This is a genomic window from Acidaminobacter sp. JC074, from assembly GCF_022496765.1.
Lineage (GTDB): Bacteria > Bacillota > Clostridia > Peptostreptococcales > Acidaminobacteraceae > JABXKX01.
Genome location: NZ_VANV01000004.1, coordinates 166,519 through 186,641 on the forward strand (window position 1 = coordinate 166,519; position 20,123 = coordinate 186,641).

The 20,123-nt window shown below is 35.4% G+C and carries 16 protein-coding genes; 11 read left to right on the forward strand and 5 right to left on the reverse strand.

Annotated features, from left to right (window positions below):
- The first annotated feature begins 55 nt into the window (after positions 1–55).
- Together EZV73_RS05630 and EZV73_RS05635 are read left to right on the forward strand one after the other, a co-directional pair.
- Positions 56–1,498: a PLP-dependent aminotransferase family protein gene (locus EZV73_RS05630; RefSeq protein ID WP_240839144.1), complete on the forward strand. Its 1,443-nt coding sequence runs from the start codon at positions 56–58 to the stop codon at positions 1,496–1,498.
- Between the two features lie 6 nt (positions 1,499–1,504).
- Positions 1,505–2,197: an aspartate/glutamate racemase family protein gene (locus tag EZV73_RS05635; protein ID WP_240839146.1), complete on the forward strand. Its 693-nt coding sequence runs from the start codon at positions 1,505–1,507 to the stop codon at positions 2,195–2,197.
- A gap of 7 nt (positions 2,198–2,204) precedes the next feature.
- Here EZV73_RS05635 and EZV73_RS05640 read toward each other — a convergent pair whose 3' ends face one another.
- The gene (locus tag EZV73_RS05640; RefSeq protein WP_240839148.1) at positions 2,205–3,920 is read right to left on the reverse strand and encodes a glycoside hydrolase family 2 protein; all 1,716 of its coding nucleotides are present in this window, start codon (positions 3,918–3,920) and stop codon (positions 2,205–2,207) included.
- Between the two features lie 167 nt (positions 3,921–4,087).
- On the opposite strand from EZV73_RS05640, the gene EZV73_RS05645 reads away from it, so the two are divergent.
- Complete coding sequence (locus tag EZV73_RS05645; protein ID WP_240839149.1) at positions 4,088–4,999, forward strand: transcriptional regulator; 912 nt, start codon at positions 4,088–4,090, stop codon at positions 4,997–4,999.
- A 22-nt stretch (positions 5,000–5,021) separates the two neighbouring features.
- Here EZV73_RS05645 and EZV73_RS05650 read toward each other — a convergent pair whose 3' ends face one another.
- Together EZV73_RS05650 and EZV73_RS05655 are read right to left on the reverse strand one after the other, a co-directional pair.
- Complete coding sequence (locus EZV73_RS05650) at positions 5,022–5,657, reverse strand: hypothetical protein (protein ID WP_240839151.1); 636 nt, start codon at positions 5,655–5,657, stop codon at positions 5,022–5,024.
- 312 nt (positions 5,658–5,969) lie between these two features.
- Positions 5,970–6,257, reverse strand: coding sequence for a nucleotidyltransferase family protein (locus EZV73_RS05655; RefSeq protein WP_240839153.1), 288 nt, complete (start codon positions 6,255–6,257; stop codon positions 5,970–5,972).
- A gap of 267 nt (positions 6,258–6,524) precedes the next feature.
- On the opposite strand from EZV73_RS05655, the gene EZV73_RS05660 reads away from it, so the two are divergent.
- Complete coding sequence (locus EZV73_RS05660) at positions 6,525–7,376, forward strand: site-specific integrase (RefSeq protein WP_240839155.1); 852 nt, start codon at positions 6,525–6,527, stop codon at positions 7,374–7,376.
- Positions 7,377–7,378: 2 nt separating this feature from the next.
- Positions 7,379–8,527, forward strand: coding sequence for an IS91 family transposase (locus EZV73_RS05665; protein ID WP_240839156.1), 1,149 nt, complete (start codon positions 7,379–7,381; stop codon positions 8,525–8,527).
- Between the two features lie 539 nt (positions 8,528–9,066).
- Here EZV73_RS05665 and EZV73_RS05670 read toward each other — a convergent pair.
- A complete protein-coding gene (locus tag EZV73_RS05670; protein WP_240839158.1) occupies positions 9,067–9,831 on the reverse strand; it encodes an AraC family transcriptional regulator in 765 nt (254 codons plus the stop codon).
- A gap of 107 nt (positions 9,832–9,938) precedes the next feature.
- Here EZV73_RS05670 and EZV73_RS05675 point away from each other — a divergent pair, with 107 nt between their 5' ends.
- Both EZV73_RS05675 and EZV73_RS05680 read left to right on the forward strand, forming a co-directional pair.
- A complete protein-coding gene (locus EZV73_RS05675; protein ID WP_240839160.1) occupies positions 9,939–12,215 on the forward strand; it encodes a beta-L-arabinofuranosidase domain-containing protein in 2,277 nt (758 codons plus the stop codon).
- Positions 12,208–14,013, forward strand: coding sequence for a beta-L-arabinofuranosidase domain-containing protein (locus tag EZV73_RS05680; RefSeq protein WP_240839162.1), 1,806 nt, complete (start codon positions 12,208–12,210; stop codon positions 14,011–14,013). The genes EZV73_RS05675 and EZV73_RS05680 overlap by 8 nt, the downstream gene beginning before the upstream one ends.
- 244 nt (positions 14,014–14,257) lie before the next feature.
- On the opposite strand, the gene EZV73_RS05685 is transcribed toward EZV73_RS05680, so the two are convergent.
- Positions 14,258–15,628 (reverse strand): hypothetical protein, encoded by a 1,371-nt coding sequence (locus EZV73_RS05685; RefSeq protein ID WP_240839163.1) that lies wholly within the window; start codon positions 15,626–15,628, stop codon positions 14,258–14,260.
- A 121-nt stretch (positions 15,629–15,749) separates the two neighbouring features.
- Between EZV73_RS05685 and EZV73_RS05690 the strand changes: the two genes are divergently transcribed.
- The 4 genes from EZV73_RS05690 (at position 15,750) to EZV73_RS05705 (ending at position 20,123) form a co-directional block, all read left to right on the forward strand.
- Positions 15,750–16,592 (forward strand): AraC family transcriptional regulator, encoded by an 843-nt coding sequence (locus EZV73_RS05690; RefSeq protein ID WP_240839164.1) that lies wholly within the window; start codon positions 15,750–15,752, stop codon positions 16,590–16,592.
- Positions 16,582–17,532: an AraC family transcriptional regulator gene (locus EZV73_RS05695; protein WP_240839165.1), complete on the forward strand. Its 951-nt coding sequence runs from the start codon at positions 16,582–16,584 to the stop codon at positions 17,530–17,532. Before EZV73_RS05690 ends, EZV73_RS05695 begins: the two co-directional genes overlap by 11 nt.
- Before the next feature lie 67 nt (positions 17,533–17,599).
- The gene (locus tag EZV73_RS05700; protein WP_240839166.1) at positions 17,600–18,925 is read left to right on the forward strand and encodes a rhamnulokinase family protein; all 1,326 of its coding nucleotides are present in this window, start codon (positions 17,600–17,602) and stop codon (positions 18,923–18,925) included.
- Positions 18,915–20,123, forward strand: coding sequence for an L-rhamnose isomerase (locus tag EZV73_RS05705; RefSeq protein ID WP_240839167.1), 1,209 nt, complete (start codon positions 18,915–18,917; stop codon positions 20,121–20,123). Before EZV73_RS05700 ends, EZV73_RS05705 begins: the two co-directional genes overlap by 11 nt.

Below are 20,123 nucleotides of genomic sequence, written 5' to 3' on the forward strand. Positions count from 1 at the left end.
GATTGGAGGATGAAAGATGTAGTATAATTAGATAAGATAAGTTTAGGAGTTTGTTATGACTATTAAAATTAATCATGAATCACACATCAGCATCTATATGCAAATTTATCATCAAATAAAAAATCGAATCATAGATGGAGATTTACATGAAGGTGATCGTCTTTTATCGGAGAGAAAGCTGTCTCAAGTATTAAATGTAAATAGGACCACGATCTTAAGTGCTTATGATCTTCTTAAAGCTGATGGTTTGATTGATTCTTTTTCTGGCAAAGGTACTTTTGTAATTTATAAGACCATTCAAGCTGGAGACCATAACAACTATTATGACTATGACTTTGAAGGCATGTATTTAAAACATCATAATGGTAAACATGATGATGTGATTAAGATGATTATGGATGATGGTATTAGGCGAAGTAACATCTTCTTTGCGGGAGGACTTCCAGCTGAAAACCTCATACCCAATGAAGCGTTTCATGATATCTATAGAGATCTTTTAAATGATAAGACCTTAAATGTTTTATCATCAAGTGATGTATCTGGTGTAAAAACACTCAAGCAAATGATCAAAAATCTAATGATTGAATCATCTCCTTCACTAAAAGAAATACTGGTGACATCAGGTGCCCAACAGGCTTTGGATTTAATCTTTAAAACTTTTCTAATACCAGGTGATGCAGTGATTGTAGAAGAACCAACATTTTTTGGTGCCTTACAGCTGTTAAAGCATTATGGTGTTAAGACAGTGACTGTTCCTATGGACAATCAAGGCATGGACACAGGGGTATTGGCTTATTTAATAGAACGTCATCATCCTAAGTTTATTTATACCATTCCGACTTATCATAACCCTACAGGTATATCGATGAGCTTAGAAAGAAGAAAAGACCTGCTTAAGATTGCTAGTCATTATAATGTTGCTATTATAGAAGACGATCCTTACAGTGGACTGGTTTATGAAGAATCTTATCCTAGTTTGAAATCACTTTCAAAGTCTAATCATGTGATTTATGTAAGCACCTTTTCAAAAACCTTATCACTTGGTCTTAGAATTGGGTGGGTAACTGCTTCAGAGGAAGTCATTAAACTTTTAGTTAGAAATAAGCAGATTTCTGATTTACACGTAAACACCCTCAACCAATATGCCTTAGCTAGCTTTATTGAGTCAGGTAGCTATAGAGCTCACGTAATCATGGTGACTGAGTTCTATAGGAGAAAAAGGAACTTAATGATTCAAATGCTTAAGAAGCATTTTGAGGATATAGAATATGAGTGCCCTAAAGGCGGTTATTACATTTGGCTTAGGTTGAGCAGTGATGTTTCTATCAGGAAACTATTTGACCTTTGCAAGAAGAAGGGGGTCATGATGACACCTGGTTATCATTTTAGTCAAAGTAATGGGCCATATATAAGACTCAATTTCTCTTATCCAAGCGAGGAAGAGATAATAAGTGGCATAAAAATCATAAGTGATTGTTATAATGAGTTGAGAAAGTAGGTAATTATGAAGAAAATTGGAGTATTGGGTGGTATGAGCTGGGAATCTTCTTTGGAATACTACCGGATTATGAATGAAGAAGTTAAAGACCAGCTTGGGAAAACACATTCTGCAAATTTCTTGATGTATTCTTTTGATTTTCATCAAGTAGAAGTTTTGCAACATGAAAACAAATGGGATGAGTTGACTGATTTAATGGTAGACGAGGCTAAAAACTTAAAAGCTGCGGGAGCAGACTTCATCGTAATCGCAACCAATACCATGCATTTAATGGCACCTGCCATTGAAAAAGAAACCGGTTTAAAGGTTTTACATATTGCAGAAGCGACAGGTCAAGAAATTATAAAAAGAGGCCTTAAGAAGGTATTACTTCTTGGGACTAAGTTCACCATGGAAGGGGCTTTTTATAGAGATATTTTAGAAGCCATGGGTATTGAAGTAATGATTCCGGATGAAGAGGATAGACAAAGGGTTCACGATATCATTTACCACGAGCTGATTTTAGGAGATATCAAAACTGGAAGTAAAAAAGCTTATGTGGACATCATTGAAAAGATGGCTTTAAAAGGTGCAAGTGGAGTCATTCTGGGTTGTACAGAGATTCCTCTTTTGATACAAGAAGGTGATGTTTCCATTGACGTATTAGATACAACCTTTATACATGCAAAAGCTGCAGTAAAAAACGCTATCATTCGATAGCGTTCAATTATTTTTTGCGGTCATTAATGGCTTTAATTAGATTGAGAGCCACCTTAGGTTTTCTATCATATGTTAGAAGTCCGTTGATTTCTTGTTCTACGTCTGTTATTTGGGTATAACAGTAGCCGTTTACATGATTCGCTTCTTGTAGACCTGTGATGACTGCTTCAACTCTTTTTATAAAGTCATCATCATCAACAGCATTTGTATAACCCCAGCCTTCAGTATCATCCTTTTGATAGGCAATACCACCAAACTCCGAAATAATCATGGGTTGACCATTGTAACTCCAGCTCGGTGCATAAAGAGAACGTTTGGCAGGTTTAAAATTAAGTACATCATCTATATTGTCATAAGATTTTTTAAGGATGTCTTTATTGCCTTGATAATCATGGATAGTGAATAAGTCAGAGATGGTATGGTCCCAACCATCATTTGAAATAACAAACCTAGTCTGATCAAATGTTTTTGTTAAGTAGTATAGTGAAGTTGCAAAAGCTTGCTGGTCCTTGTTGGTTTTAATGAAATCTACACCCCATGATTCGTTAAATGGTACCCATGAAATGATACAAGGATGGTTGTAGTCTCTTTTAATGATTTCCATCCATTCTTTAGTAAACTTTTCAGCGCCGTCTCTTGTAAATGTCATAGCATTGGCCGCTTCTGACCATACCAAGAATCCCAGTCTATCTGCATGGTATAGAAATCTAGGATCTTCTACCTTTTGGTGTTTCCTAACACCATTAAAGCCCATTTCCTTACATAACATAATGTCTTTTATAAAGTCTTCATCTGTTGGAGCTGTTAAGATCCCATCTGGCCAGTAACCTTGGTCTAACAGTAGCTTTTGATAATAGTCCAAGTTGTTTAGAAGTACCTTGCCATTTTCAGCAGATACCTTTCTAAGGGCAAAGTATGACTTTATATAATCATCCTTGTAAGAGAATGTAATATCAATCAGTTTTGGATTTTCAGGTGTCCATTCTAAAAATATCGGTTGACGCCATTCAGCCAGTTTTGTGTCTGAAAGATGGAAGGTTCTCTTAGACTTGTTATGAACAGAAACCCTGTCTTTAACATAGACTGTACCCTCAAATGAGATTTCAACTTCTATATCCATATCCCCATTTGTAAGGAATTCAACTTCAATAGACTTATTGTCTAAATCAGGTGTCATGTAAACTGATTTTAAGTAAGTATCAGGTACTTGTTCTAACCAGACCGGTTGCCATATGCCAGTCGTTCTTGTATAGAAGATACTTTCAGACTGATCTTTCCAATACTGCTTGCCTCTTGGTAAATCAAGTGCTCTTGCATCATCCCCGGCCCTTACAACAAGTATGTTTTCTTCTTTTATATAATCGGTGATATCAACTTCAAAGCCGATATGACCGCCTTCATGCATACATACATGTTGGCCATTGATCCAGACATCTGCTCTGTAGTCAACTGCACCAAAATGTAGGATGGTTCTTTTTAAATCCTTTAACTTAAAGCTTCTTTTGTACCAAACTACATCATGAACGGATGTGTCATGAATACCTGAAAGTTTAGATTGATAAGCAAAAGGAACTACAATGTTCATGTCGTATTCGGTATCAAGATACCACTTCTCTTTAAGACCCATATTGTTGTCGTCAAATTTAAAATCCCAGTCGCCATTTAGGCAAGTAAAATGGTTTCTTTGAAACTGTGGTCTTGGATATTCACTTCTTGGAAGCATAATTTCTCCTTTGTTCTAATTATTTTGTAATAAATCATCTTTTGTCTAATAATATATAGGAATATCAGGGATAAATCAAGTGTTAATTACAATATATTTGTAATATAACATCAAGTAGCTATGAATTTTACATAAAATATGCTATTCTAACCTAGAAAGGTGGTCCTATGGAATCAAAGCACTCAATTAATGACAAAATATTTGTAACAAAAGTCGCAAAAGCGCTTTCAGTAGAAATGCGATTAGATATCATACTACTCTTAAATGAAAAAGATAGAAATGTAAGTGAGTTGTCAGACCTTTTAAATGCCCCTGTCTCTACAATTGCCAACCATTTAAAGGTACTAGAAGAAGCAAGAATCATAGAGACAAGATTCGAGCCAGGTGTAAGAGGCTCTCAAAAGCTTGCAAGAATCGTCATGTCGACACTTGAAATAAACATTCTTCTAGATATGAAAAAACATACGCACATTAAAACACATTATGTGGACATGCCTGTGGGTAATTACTTTGAATGTGACGTTTATCCACCGTGTGGTATGGCATCTTCAAAGAATCATGTGGGTATTGTGGATGATCCAGGCAGTTTCTATATGCCAAACAGGCATGAAGCTGAACTGATATGGTTCACATCAGGCCACGTAACTTATAAGTTTTACAATCCGTTAAAAGATGTTTCTGTACAAAGTTTGGAGTTTATATTTGAATGTTGTTCTGAAGCACCAGGTCATAGAAATGATTGGCTATCTGATATCACCCTTTGGCTCAATGATAGAGAACTCACTACCTTTGAAACCTTTGGTGATTATGGGGATAGAAGGGGAGATTTAACACCGGCATGGTGGCATGATAGCCTGACTCAGTATGGTCAATTGATGAATCTGAAGATTTCAGATAAGGGATGTTTCTTAAATCAAAAGCATGTTTCTAATATAAGATTAGAAGATATCTATTCTCAGGTGATTGATTTTAAGATAGGGATTAAAGATAATGCCAGTAATATTGGTGGTATCAACTTATTTGGTCATGAGTTTGGTGATTACAAGCAAAATATTGTTATGAAGATTAATTACAAATAGCCACGCAATGCGTGGCTATTTTTTATAGGTCATTGAGTTCGTTAATTGTGTTTTGGATATTATCATTTACATCTATATGGTGAATTTCAAGCTCTTGATTAATTGAAAGAATAGAATTTAAATAGCCTGGCACTGAGTCAAAGTCTTCTGCTTCAATAGCTGATTTAATGTTTTCATTAAGTGCTTTTCTTTCTGCTCTTAAGTTATCAAAGTAGATTTTATCTTCTTGTCTTTCAGCCTTTTCAGCTTCATTTTCTTCTTTCATAAGAATTAGGTCAGCGTAAACCTCTGTTTTGTAAGTTTCAAATAATTCTTTAGATTCTTCAATTGTAATCTCTCCAGCTTCAACTTGAGCTTTAAGTGCTTCTTTATAAGCTGTCATCAGTTCTTTTGCATCACCTCTTAAACCTTCGATGTATGGCTTCCATACATTTTCTACAAGATCTGCTAAGTCAGCTTTTAAAGTTTCTCTTTCAGCAGAAAGTGTATCCTTTGATTCAAACAATCTAGACCATTCATCGTAATTTTCTGGTGTGTACTCTTCAACTTGTTCAAGTCTGAAATCTTTCCATTCTTCTGTTTCTACTTCCTCAGCGAATACTGCACTTGGAACCATAAGTAGCATCAATACTAAACCCATCATCATTATCTTTTTCATATTTACCTCCACTTTCGTATGTGTTTTGTTTGTAACTACATACTACAGATAGACTGTATGAAAAAAATATAAAAAGTATGTGAAAAGTGTGAGAACAACTTCTTTTGTAATAAGAACTCTGTTCATCGAGTGCTTAGTTGCTTATGAAAACAGGTTTTATACCAATAAAAACCGTAAACATTAATTATAGTTTACGGTTTCAATAGTTATTGTCTTAATTGGTTGTTTCACTTTTCATCGATTGGGATTCCGCCTAATAACAATTCAACTATTTTGATTTCTTCTCTTATTTTTTCTAGTATACGATAATCTCTATTGTTCATAAATTTTAATGACCTTTTTGATATCAAGTAATGAGTTTGAAGGAATTGGTGAATGAATGATGTCTATTTCTTTATCCAGTTTTTCCGAAATTTCAATTTTCATCTCAGAGATTCTAAATAGAGATACATAAGGTGTATTGAATTCAACTAATAAGTCGATGTCACTCTCATCTGTTGCCGTACCGTCAGCATATGAGCCAAATAGGTCAACGCTTTTTAATGCGTATTTATCAACTAAGGCGATAATTGCTTCGGTTATGTTTTCTAAAGTTAACATTTTGACCTCCCTGTTATATGACAACTTATTCACTCTTATTGTACAAAATCGCTGCGCGATAGTAAATGCGTATAACGATCTCCACAATTTTTATATAAAAATAGGAAATATGTTTCAATCAACTAAGATCGATGTATGAATAAAGTACCCCTACCCATTCACACCACATTTCCTAGTTATATCTTACCACTTTTTCATAACTTTAATCAAACTAAATCATCTTCTTTGTAGGGGGCAACTATTACTCACTACGAAAGGAGATTTTTTATGTTTGAACCTAACGATTATCTAAAGAAAGTTGTTGAGTTTGCAACTTTTAGAAACCTCACCCCTAAAACCTTAGAGAACTATCTTTGTGCTATCAGGCTTTATCTTAATTGGCTTTTATCCAACAATATTTTGCCAGAAAATGCTACATATGATGATATCCGCACTTTTCTACTGCATTATAAACTCGAAAGAAATTGGACCAATCGTAGTGTTAATATCTATATTTCTAAAATCAGATTCTTTCAACTCTATGTTCTTGAGAAAGATTGGAACTATTATCAGGTACCATTTCTTAAAATCGACATTAATTTGCCTATTATTTTAGCTCAGAAAGATATGATTCATTTTATCAACACTCTACCTCATCTGAAAATCAAAGCAATTTGCTCTCTGATGTACGGATCTGGTCTTAGAGTGAGCGAAGTTCGCCGACTTGAATATCATGATATCAGTCGAAAAAATATGCAAATCTACATTCGACCATCTAAATCAAGACAGGATCGCTATGCTATTCTTTCAAAAACAACACTTGATATTCTTTCAGAGTATTGGAAAGTATACGGAAAACCAATGGCACTTCTTTTTCCTAATGCGACAGGTGAAAAAGCCATTTGTACACAAACCGTTGATTATCACATTAAGCGACATCTTAAACAATTAGGCTGGTCCGAAAAGCTTTCGCCTCATTCTTTTAGACACGCTTTTGGAACACATTTATATGAGAACGGAACTGATTTGTTGACGATTCAAAAGTTGCTTGGACACAAATCAATCCGGTCAACAACCATATATGTGCAATTAGCTAGTTTAAATAAACTTGGTGCTACAAGCCCAATGGATTGGAGGTAATTATGACTTATTCAATCCAAGAAATTCTTACTATCGCCAATGGAAAAGAAGATTTTCAATTTCCTGTTCTTAACGAACGTAAAGCAGAAGTATTAGATCATATTTTAAAGTGTAAAACACCTTATATGGGGGGTCACATATCTATTTGTGATGATTGTCACAATGAAACTATCCACTATAATTCTTGTAGAGACAGGCATTGTCCTTGTTGTGGTGCTATTGTTAAAGAACAATGGATCGACAAGACAAAATCTTCACTAATTGATGCTCCTTATCATCACATAGTCTTCACAGTGCCACATGAACTCAATCAATTTTTTATGTGCAATGACAAAATCATGTATGACTTGTTTTATAAATGTGTAGCAGAAACATTAAAAGCTCTTTCCAAAGATCCTAAGCATAAAGTTGAAGCAGAAGTAGGCTTTATTTCTATTCTGCATACTTGGGGACAAAACCTATCTTTTCATCCACATATTCATGTAATTTTTCTAGCAGGTGGCTTAAGAAATAATACCTTTGTTAAATATGCAAATGAATTCTTATTCCCATTTCCAGTAATCTCAAGACTCTTTAAAGGTAAATTAATTGATCACATCGATAAAGCCTGGAGAAAAAACAAACTAGATTACAAACCTATTTCTGATACAGAGTACTCTAAATTAAAATCAAAACTTCATAAAAAGAAATGGACTATTTACTCTAAAAAAACTTTTGATAGCGCAAAGTATGTCATAGAATACTTGGGCCGTTATACACATAGGGTTGCTATTTCAAACTCAAGAATCATTAAATTTGATAATGAAAAAGTAACTTTTAAATACAAAGATAGAAAAGACAAGAACAAAGGCAAAATAATGACTTTATCGCTAGATGAATTTTCTAGGCGTTTCTTATTGCACATACTCCCAAAAGGATTTGTCAAAATACGATATTATGGTTTATTCAGTAATACTAAAAAGGCTGAAGCTCTATCAATAATTTGGAATGAGACCGAAACTGAGTTATATGTTCCTGAACTCCTAGATTTAACTTCAGCTGAGATTATTCTAAAACTCTTTAATAAAGACATTACAAGATGTCCAAAATGTAATAGTGATCAACTACACACTAAACTGATAAGAAGAAAAAAACGAATTCAACTTGAATAGTTCTTTCTAAACTTAATAACCAAATCATTACAACATTCCTGATGTTGTAGCTTCGAGTGTCATTTTTTACATAACATGCAGTAAGAATTAAACTCAAGCCTCACAGAATCGATGAGTTAAATTAAACAAGAAATAGTTTTATCATTGAAATCCCATAGCAGACGCTTTTGTACAAAATAAAAGACTAAAAAATCTCGATATAGTTGTTTTTTATAACAGCTATAATTTTATGCTCGCATTTTTCATTCTTTCAGTAATAATTATAACATATTTACAAAGTATAGAATAATGTGTGTTAACGTTTGTTATGCAAGGCATATGTAATAAAATAAAAGAGCAGCGATTTCTCGCTGCTTCCTTTTTACGCTTTAAACACCTCTGTGTTTTTCATTCAATCAACTCCTTTCAACATGTATTCTGATTTCCTGCAGAAAATCAGTGGAGTTTAGGATTGCTCCTTAACTGTACCGGTAAGTTAATTATGCCACCTGGTAAGGACTTTTCATATCGATACAATGATTATAATTAATTTCTACATATTAAAGACCTCTAAAGTTTTGGCGCCATTTAACTGGGGTTGTCTTTAAGTGTTTTTTAAACATCTTATAAAAGACAGATATATCATGATAACCGATTGTAAGTGCTATAGACTGAACGGTCATATCAGTATCTAAAAGTAGCTGCTTGGCTTTTTCGAGCCTTAGTTGAATCAGATACTGAGAGGGTGTCAGATGGTGCTTCTTTTTAAACTGTCGTGTCAGATGATCAGGTGAAAAATTAAAGAGCTTGCTCATGGACTGGATGGAGATGTCTTGATTGTAGTTGCTTGATAAATACATCATCATTTGGTCTGCTATATGGTTTGAGTTTAAGATATGCTTTTCTTCACTGAGTTTTTTTAGAATCCTCAAGAAAGTGATTTGACTCTCTAAGTCATCAAAAGTATTTACTTTCGAGAGTTTATCAAATAGAGGTATAAACATATCTTGATTAAATTGTCCTCTTTTGTCTAAAGTGATGGTATGTTCTAAGTGGTCAACTTCACTTCCATAGAAATGAATATAGTAATACCTTGGTTCATAGTCACTGGTAAGTCCTTCTTGCAAAAGACCGGGCTTTTGTATATACCACTGACCTGCAGAAACTTCTATATTTTTAGAGTCTTCTCTAAAAGTAAGTGTGCCTTTTAAGACCATGACAAGGACGTAGTGGTCAATGGTTCTTGTCACATGTTTTTCACCTTTGTAAAATTGTCTATAGTTTGAATAGTTATAATGGGGCAAAGCGTATTTATCAAATTTCATGGTTTACCTCGTCGGAATATGCAAACTTCTCAGCGGAGTATGCAATAGTTATTATCTATTTTAGCAGATATACTAGTGATAGTAAAATCGGAATTTGCGAGGTGTATATGTTAAAAGAATTTGATTTAAGCAGGATAAAGTTAAGACAAGATTCAGAAATCTTTAGAAAAATGATCTTAAATGAAAAGTATATTCTATCTCTAGATTTAGATAGAATTCTCCATACAACCAGGTTACAGTGTGGTGTTGAATCTAGGGTCAAACCATATGGTGGTTGGGAAAACCCTGAGGGTGGCGTCAGGGGACAGTTTATAGGTCACTATGTTAAGGCCTGCATCAATATGTTCAACTACTATAAAGATACTGATAGGTCGGTAGACTTTTTATCAAGGGTTGAGTACATCATTGAAGCACTTTATGAATGTCAAGAAAGCTATGGCAATGGTTATCTCAATGCCATACCTGAAAGTCAGTTTGATTTTTTAGAAGAGATGAAAGACCCTGTTCGTGGTGGTGTCCCTTACTATGTAAGTCATAAAATGTTTGTGGCGGTGCTAGAAGCCTATAAATCATTTGGTTTTTCTAAAGCGCTAGAGATTGCCATAAAGATGGCAGACTACTATGAAAAGAGACTTGAGAAGTTTTCTCAATCGGAGTTAGACATCATGTTTAATACAAGAAGGTATCCTACTGGCTTCTTTAAGGAGTTTGGCGGCATGTATGAAGCCCTTCTAGATTTGTATGAAATCACGGGTGAGAAAAGACATATGGCTCTTGGAAAAAAGTTTGATCGTAAGTGGTTTAATGACATGCTTTATAGGGACGAGGATTTACTGGCAGTCAACAAGGAGCATGTAAACAGTGAGATACCTGTTATAAAATCTATGATCAAACATTACAAGATGTTTGGAGACCCTTACTATAAAACTGGTGTAGAAAACTTTATGAAATGGATGGAAAATGGACATGTTTTTCCTACCGGAGGACTAAGTGGTGCTAGTGCCTACAAAGACTACGGTGCAGAGCTTTTTACTTATCCCAATTTATTTTATGACCATATTACAACTTCACCTGGTCACAAGTCCAATCACAGTGGTGAGTCTTGTTGTAGTCACAATATGAACATCATCAACCAGAAAATCTTTAAGTGGGATAAAAACATTGACTACATGCATCAGTTTGAAAAAAGATATGTAAACGCAGTTTTGTCTCAGCAGCATCCTGATACAGGTATGTTCATCTATAACCAGGACTTGAAGTTTGGATCTTTTAAGGAATGGGGGAGTGAAGAAGATGCCTTCTGGTGTTGCTATTGTACTGGGATTGAAGCCTTTTCTTCACTTGCAGAAGGTGCTTATTATTATGAGAATAACCATCTCTATATTACAAACTATTTAGACAGTGACCTATCATTTGATGAAATGAATGCTCATATAAAAATGAAAACAAACTTTCCAACTAGCGGATCAGGCTGTATTCAAGTTGATTCTGAACATGAAATTCTTATTCACCTAAGAGTGCCTAAGTGGGCAGGTAAAAAGTCTTATATTAAACTAGATGATAAGACTATGAAAATGACGCCAGGAGAGTTTGCCATACTGAAGTGTAAGGATTCTACGATTGAGTTTAACTTTGAATACACCCTGTCTTCAGAACCTATGCCGGATAGACCTGAATATATCAGTATTTCCTATGGTCCTCATGTCTTGGTAGCATGCGGCCATGAATCCATTGGCTTTACTGGTGGTGAAAAAGACTTGCTGGCATCCTTTAAGCCTTTTGGAAAAGACAATCATTTTAGAGTCCAGCTAGGTCCAATAGAGGATGATGAGCTGGCAGTATTTAAGGGGACGAAGACAATTACTTATAAGCCGATTAGTGAAATCGTGGATGAAATCTACAATGGTTACACCAGAATATCTGAGCCTAGAAAGGAAGTCATTGTAGGTAGTATAGATATCCATCATCTTAAGGGTAAGGCGCTTGAAATGACCGAACTAGGACTGACTGGAAAAGAGATTACCTTTGAAGTAAATATAGATTCAGACAAGCTTAACTACATCAAGATGTGGTATTCAGGTGATGAGACCGACTTTAAAGATATGGGAGTCGATTATATAAGGCTATTTGATTTTGAGATTATTGAGAATGGGAAGCTTATTTATACCGTTGCAACCCAGCATTTGATGAAAGAATCACCAGGGTTGATTTATGACGTTATTTATCCAATACCTATAGAGCAAACAAGAAAGAAGAAGAAACTTCAAATTAGGATTCGAAAGAAAGACTTTATGGATTACAGAAGGCAAGTTTTCTATAAGGGCATTATTGGATCCTTACTAGACAAGATTCAAATACACACTTATGGAGGGACTTATGAATAATCAATTTGAAAAGTTACCACTTGGAACAATTGAAGCGGGTGGCTGGTTAAGAAATCAGCTAGAGATTCAAGCTGCAGGTTTAACAGGTCATATAGAAGATCAGTGGTCTGAACTAAAAGATAATGGATGGAAGGGCGGACGAGGTGAAAGTTGGGAAAGAGGTCCATATTATTTAGATGGTCTTGTGCCTTTGGCTTATACCTTAAAGGATGAAAATCTAATTCAAAAGGCTCAAGTATGGATTGAATGGATTTTAAAATCACAAGATCATACAGGTTTGTTTGGACCTAAAAGTATCATAACGGTTAACAGTGATCTTGATAAAAATCAAGACTGGTGGCATTTTATGATTGTTCTAAAGGTTTTAACCCAGTACCATGAGGCTACCGGTGACGAAAGAGTGCTGCCATTTATGGATAAGTTCTTTGAGTATATGTATGCTAACATTGAAAAGCAAGCCCTATATGGTTGGGCCCAAGCAAGAGGGGCGGAACTTTTATTATCTATATCATGGTTAAGAAAAAGACTCAACAAGCCTTATTTAGAAAGTCTATCTAATATCATTATCAACCAGACAACAGACTGGATAGGATTATTTTCAGATTTTCCATTTTGGAGAAAGGTAGATAGATTTCACTGGAACTCGCATGTAGTTAATGTGGCCATGGGGATTAAGTTTCCTGGTGTCGTTGACGAAACGAGAGGCAGTCAAAACCAAGCCATTGTTGATAAGGGCATAGAATCACTAATGACCTATCATGGTCAAGCTCACGGCATGTTTTCTGGAGATGAATGGCTGTCTGGCACCAGTCCAAGCCAAGGCCTTGAGTTGTGTGCGGTTGTTGAATATATGTACGCTATGGAGGAGTTGACCCGTATATATGGTCATGGCAAGTATGTAGATATACTTGAAAAAGCTGCTTTTAACGCGCTGCCGGGCACCATATCTTATGACTTTACTTCCCACCAATATGATCAGCAAGTCAATCAAGTGATTTGTAATAGAGCTGAAAGACCTTGGTCCAATAGGGATGATTCAAACATGTTTGGTCTTGAACCTAACTTTGGGTGTTGTACTGCCAATATGCATCAGGGATGGCCTAAGTTTGTCTCACATACACTTATGAAATCTGATAAAGGCTATGTTGTCAATTCTTATGTACCTGTAAAGTTTAAGGATAAAGACTTTGAACTAAGGTGTGATTCCGATTATCCTTTTAGAGACAAGGCAATTATTAAGATCGTTACTGGAGATCAAATAGAGTTGCGCTTAAGAATACCAACTTGGTGTCATGCATTTGGTCTTGAGTCTGAGGGTAAGAAGGTAAGTTATTTAGAAGAAAACGGTTATGCTCTTATTAAAGTTAAATCCTCTCAAACATTTGAGGTCAGCTTAAAGATGAGTCCAAAACAGGTTAATAGAGGTTCTTCAACAACCGTTCAGATGGGACCTTTAGTCTACGTTCTTCCTATCAAAGAAGATTGGAGACAAGTTGTTAAAAGAGATAGATTTCATGACTATGAGATTTATCCTATGTCTAAGTGGCAGTATGGACTAAAAGATCAAACATCTTTTGAGGTAATGCATGGTAAGATTAACAAACAAGCTTTTTCAGATAAACCTGTTTCTATCTTAGTAAAAGGACACTTTTTACCTGAATGGGGTTTAAAGAATAACAGTGCAGAGGACCCATACTATCATTATGAGGTTGAAACCGATCAAGAGACAATTGAACTGGTACCGTATGGGTGTACTAAATTAAGGATTGGAGAGTTTCCTTTAATAAGAAAATTCTAGGCAAATATATGCCTAGAGTTTTTAGATTATAGAGATCAAGATTGATTTTCCTTGTAAAAAGTGTGAATATATTTGTTGGATTCGTTGTATAAAATGTAATTATGAAAATATATTCGTTGTATAAAGTGTGATTGAGGATTCCGAAAAATATTTTGGTCTACAAATCTTATTATACCTTGATGTTTAGGATGGGTTGAGTTGGCTGAGTAAAAAAGTCGCCATCATTTTGATAGGCGACTTTCTATTATTTATACCAAACATCTGGAATGATGTCTTTTTCTAGTTCTAATAGTTCTTCAATGATGGCATCAGTATCTGCATACCCATTTGTTAATGGATCTACTAGAAGGGCTCTTCTTAAGAGTGCTTTATCAGCTTTCACAACTGCTTCTGCTGTTAATTCATGAGTATCTAGAACTGTTTCTTGCATACCTTTAAGACCTCTTGGCATGTCACCTACATGAAGGGGTTTAGGACCATCTGCGCCAACTTCACATAAGAGTTCTAAGAAGGCGTCATCATTCATATTTGTGACAGCACCATTGTTGTAAGTATTGATAAAGAACTTCTTATTTAAGTTGCCTGCCATAGACTCAATGATATCCGTGGCATGATCTGGTTTAAATGTTTTCATGTAATCAGAAATTGGTGTTTTGCCTGAAATAAAATCATCTACTTGAACCCACATAGCCTTATGTCTTTCAATTCTTGTTTCATGATCCCATAAATCAAGAGCAGGTAAGTTTTCCTTAGCTGTATTATGTCCCTGATAGAATCTGACATATTCTTTTGTATGTCCTGTACATGTTGGTACATAGCCAAGCCCATCGTATAACTCATAAGAAATGGTATTGTTAAACTTAGCCTTTGCACCGATATCACCGCCATCTGTTTCTGATGCTGCTGCAACTTTTAGTGATTTGGCAATATTTTCAGTGACATCAGCATCTTTGTATGCACCCTTTACAAGGAAGGTAAAGTGGTTAACACCAGCGATTCTGAAGTCAAAGTCAGATTCATTGTATTTATTCATATCAATGCCTGCACGTTCTGCATATCTATTTTTTATATGAGGCATATGAAGACCATCGCAAAGTGCAAATGACTTTAAGTTTGGTGCATATCTTTTTAGTGCCATACCATGTACTGACGTTGGGTTGATGTAGTTGATGACCCATGCATCAGGACAAAGTCTTTCAATGTCTTTCGCATAAGACATGATAACCGGTAGTTCTCTCATGGCTCTGAAGACACCACCTGGACCTATGGTATCACCTGAACACATTCTGATTCCGTATTTTTCTGAAATTCTACAATCGATTTCACGGTATCTAACAGATTCCTTTGCAAAACTTAAAACAACGAAATCTGAACCTTCTAACACATCATTTGCCTGAGTAGAGGATTCGATTTTTAGATCAACACCTTCCTCCTTAACAACCATCTTGGCAAGTGTGGTCATTTTTTCTAAGACCTTTTCATCTGTATCCACTAATGCAAGTGTACCTGAGTTTAAAATATCCGAATGGACCATCTGCCAAATAGCTTCTCTACCAAAGAAAAGACTGCCTGCACCTATAAGTGTTACCTTAGGATTTGAAATTGTTTGATTCATTTTTTGTTCTCCTTACTTATTTACCTAGCGTTTCTTGTTAGGTTCATTATAAAGACTCACTTCTTAAAGTAACATGTGCTATTATCTGAATAAGATATGAAATAGTACGATTTGAGGTTTTATGAAACATATATTAGATGTCTTACAAGATGAGATTACAATAGACAGTAAAAATGAAATTGTGACCCATAAGAAGGGCTACAAGGAGAGAGGTTATAAAATAAAGTATGACTTGTGGACCCTTGTAAAAGGTCATGTAAAGTTCACTTATGAAGATGGGGTATACGATCTAAAAACCGGTGACTTATTTTTGATGTACCCTGGTAAAATCTATCAAGCAGACTTTGTAGAAGAGACAACTTTTATCTATAGTAAATACGATTTACAACTAAACAGAAGCTCTGATCTTTTAGAGATGTTTTCTTTTGATGGCTATTTAAAAATTGAAGAGGATCATGAAATAGCTTGTGTAAGGGACTTGTTTGTGAAGTGTTTTTTTGGAGATACCTTCATGTCAGACTATAAGAAGTCTCAGTATTTTAATGTCATGATGGTTCTGTTTTTTAGAGAAAAAATAGGGGAGGATTCTAGTGTGAACCTAGCTTATCATAAGCTTCTAAAGCTTATGCCAGCCATAGACCAGATGCATGTGGATTATAGACAGCATAAGTCTATGGTCGATTATGCCCTTTTATGTGGCATGTCAGAAAAGTATTTTATTACCTACTTTAAAGAAACCCTTGGTATCACCCCACTGAGGTATTTGATACAGATAAGAATGAGACAAGCTGTGGAGCTATTAAGAAGCAGATCTTTAACCATAAAAGAAATTGCCTATGATTTAGGTTACTCAGATCCCTATAATTTTTCAGTGGCCTTTAAAAAACATTACAAAGTTGCGCCTAGCCGCTACTTAATTCAAGGTAACACCTATCTTTACAAGGAGAAATCTTATGAACATTGATGCCATCATTGACAAGTTATCTTATGAAACCAGAGAAGAAAGTCAGATTATCAAAAGTAGGTCACTGGATTTTTCTGTCTATGCCTCTAAGTCAAATATCGTCGACCATGAGAAGCTTACGTCTGGTAAACAAATGATTGAGATAAGACCCCATACAAGGTTTGTTCATTTTCCAAAACATAAACACAATTATGTAGAAATGGTTTATGGCTTAAGAGGGACGACTCATCATTACGTTAATGGTGAAGCGGTTGAATTAAATAAAGGTGGCCTTTTGATTATGAATGAACATGTCTTGCATGAGGTTCAAAAGTCGGGACTAGATGATTTGGCCATCAACTTCATCATAAGGCCCCTCTTTTTTGATACAACTTTAAAGATGATGCATGCAGAACAAAATAGTATCAAGTCTTTTCTAATAGCCTGTTTAACAGGAGACGATACAGAAAACACCTCTTATCTGTATTATGATGCCAAGGATTATATGCCTGTGAGGCATTTGATAGAAAATATGATTCACCAACTATTTTTGGAATCCTATGATATAGATGTTCTAAAGTATACCATGGGTCTTATGTTTATGGAGCTTGCAAGAAGGCCTGAGTTTCTAATGAATAAGAATGAATCCATGATTTTAAAAATTCTAAAGTCTATAGATCATGACTACAAGACAATTTCACTGAGTAAGCTTTCAGAAGAGTTTAATTACGATGTCTCGACAATTAGTAAAATGATCAAGTCGTTTACAGGTAAGGGGTTTAATGAGCTCTTGATTCAAAGACGGCTTCAAGAAGTATGTTATTTACTTGAGCATAGTCCACTGACTTTTGATGCAATTGTAGACCTAGTTGGCTACTCTAATAAGTCTTACTGCTATAAGATGTTTAAAAAGACCTATGGATTAACACCTAAAAATTACAGAATTCAAAAAAGGACATGAATCTAGAAATTCAGGTCCTTTTTTAGTTGGAATCTTTTTTATAGGCTTTAAGTAGGAGGGCATATACATGAGATTTATGGCAATAGACATTGGTGCATCCAGTGGTAGGCATATGGCTGGAGAAATTGTAAAAGGCAAACTTGTTTTGGAAGAGCTTTACCGATTTGAAAATGGCGTAAAGCCTGTAGAAGGTAAGTTATGCTGGGACTTAGATAACTTGTTTGACCATGTACTTACTGGATTAAAAATGGGCGGACCTGTTCATTATGTAGGCATTGATACCTGGGGAGTTGATTTTGTTTTATTAGATAAAGACGACAATAGACTAGGACCTGATATTTCATACAGACAATACACAAGTACAGAGGCGGATAAGTGTTTGTATGAAAAGACGGCCATTCAATATCAACCCTTTAACACTTACTATCAGTTGATGGATAGAGATTTAAGTGAAGCTGAAACTTTTTTGATGATACCGGATTATCTCAGCTTTCTTTTAACGGGTTATAAGTATTTAGAAAAAACCAACTTGTCGACAAGTCAATTACTTGGTTTGAATGGGGATTTAGACCTTGAGCTTTTAGAAGACATAGGTGTCTCGTCGTCTATTTTTCCTCAAGTAAAAAATGCTGGTACTGTACTTGGAAAGGCAAGTAATAAGTATGATGTGGGCTATGAATACAAAGTCATTATGACAGCTACTCATGATACAGCATCTGCATTTTTAGCTGCCCCTAATCAAGCAAATTCTATCATTCTAAGTTCGGGAACATGGTCTTTACTTGGTTTAGAAAGACAGTCTTATGACGTCAGCGATTTCTCAAAAGACCACAACTTTACCAATGAAGTTGGCTATGAGGGCATACGGTATCTAAAAAACATCATGGGCTTATGGATGATTCAGTGCATTCAAAAAGAACATCATAAGTTCATCTCATTTGAAGACCTATGTATAGGTGCAGAAAAAGAAATCATAGAGACGCTTATAGATGTGAATCATGAGCGCTTTATCAGCCCAGATTCTATGATTTCAGAAGTAAAAGCATCTTGCAAAGAATCGGGACAAGCAGTGCCTGAAAACATTTATCAAATAGCTAGGGTTGTTTATAGGAGTCTGGCAAAGGCTTATGCAGATGCCATTTCAGATTTAGAAAATCACTTTAATAGTTCATTTGACTGTATCCACATTATTGGTGGTGGCGCTAAAGCGGATTATTTAAACAGACTGACAGCAGAGTTTTCAAAGAAAACAGTATTAGCTGGACCCATAGAAGCAACTGCTACCGGAAACATTTTGACGCAGATGATGGCTGTTGGACATATAGATAAAGATAATATCCATTCATTGATAAGAGAATCATTTGAAATAAAGGAGTATAAATATGAAGTATAGACTGAGCAAAGAAGAAAAAGACTGTATCTTAAATAAAATGGATGACTATTCAATTAGTATTCATTGTTGGCAAGGTGATGATGTGGCTGGTTTTGAAAATCAAACTGGTTTATCTGGTGGTATACAGTCAACGGGGTCTTATCCCGGCAAGGCAAGAACACCTGATGACTTGATGCTTGATTTAGATAAGGTTTTATCATTGATTCCTGGTATACACCGTATCAACTTGCATGCAATTTATGGTGTGAGTGATGGCTTTGTTGATAGAGATAAGTTAAAGCCAGAACACTTTGAACCATGGGTTCGATTTGCCAAAGAAAGAGGACTGGGCATTGATTTTAACCCAACTTTCTTTGCCCATGAAAAAGCACAAACCCTAACGCTTTCTCATGTGGATGAAGAAATAAGAAGGTTTTGGATTGATCATGGTAAGGCTTGTTTGAAAATATCTGACTACTTCGCCAAATCTTTGGATACGCATTGCTTGATGAATATATGGATACCAGATGGTTTTAAAGATATACCAGCCGATAGACTAGGGCCTAGACTAAGGTTAAAGGGCTCACTTGATGAAATCCTAAGTGAGGATTATGATAAATCTCTTGTCAAGGTAGCTGTGGAATCCAAGGTCTTTGGTATTGGTATAGAAAGTTATACGGTTGGTTCACATGAGTTTTATATGAACTATGCCAATGAGAAGGGGATCATGTGTCTATTAGACAATGGACACTATCATCCAACAGAACAAGTTCAAGATAAGATATCATCTATGCTTGCTTTTAACGATGAACTGGCCTTACATGTGACCAGATCTGTAAGGTGGGATAGTGACCATGTTGTTTTATTAGATGATGAGACCAAGGCCATTGCTGAAGAAATTGTTAAGACAGATAAGACGGTTTATATTGGTATGGACTTTTTTGATGCCAGCATCAACAGGATTACTGCCTGGGTGATTGGTGTAAGAAACATGCAAAAGGCACTTTTGATGGCCATGACCATGCCTCATGACGAAATGAAAGTCTTGCAAGATGAGGATAAGTTTACAGAACTTATGGTGACTAGAGAGCATGGCAAACTTATGCCAGTAGCAGAACTGTGGGGCTCTTATTGTGACCGTCATGAAACTTTAAGAGATGCTAAGTTAATGGCTGAAATCAAAGATTACGAAAGAAATATTTTAAAGAAGAGAGGCTAA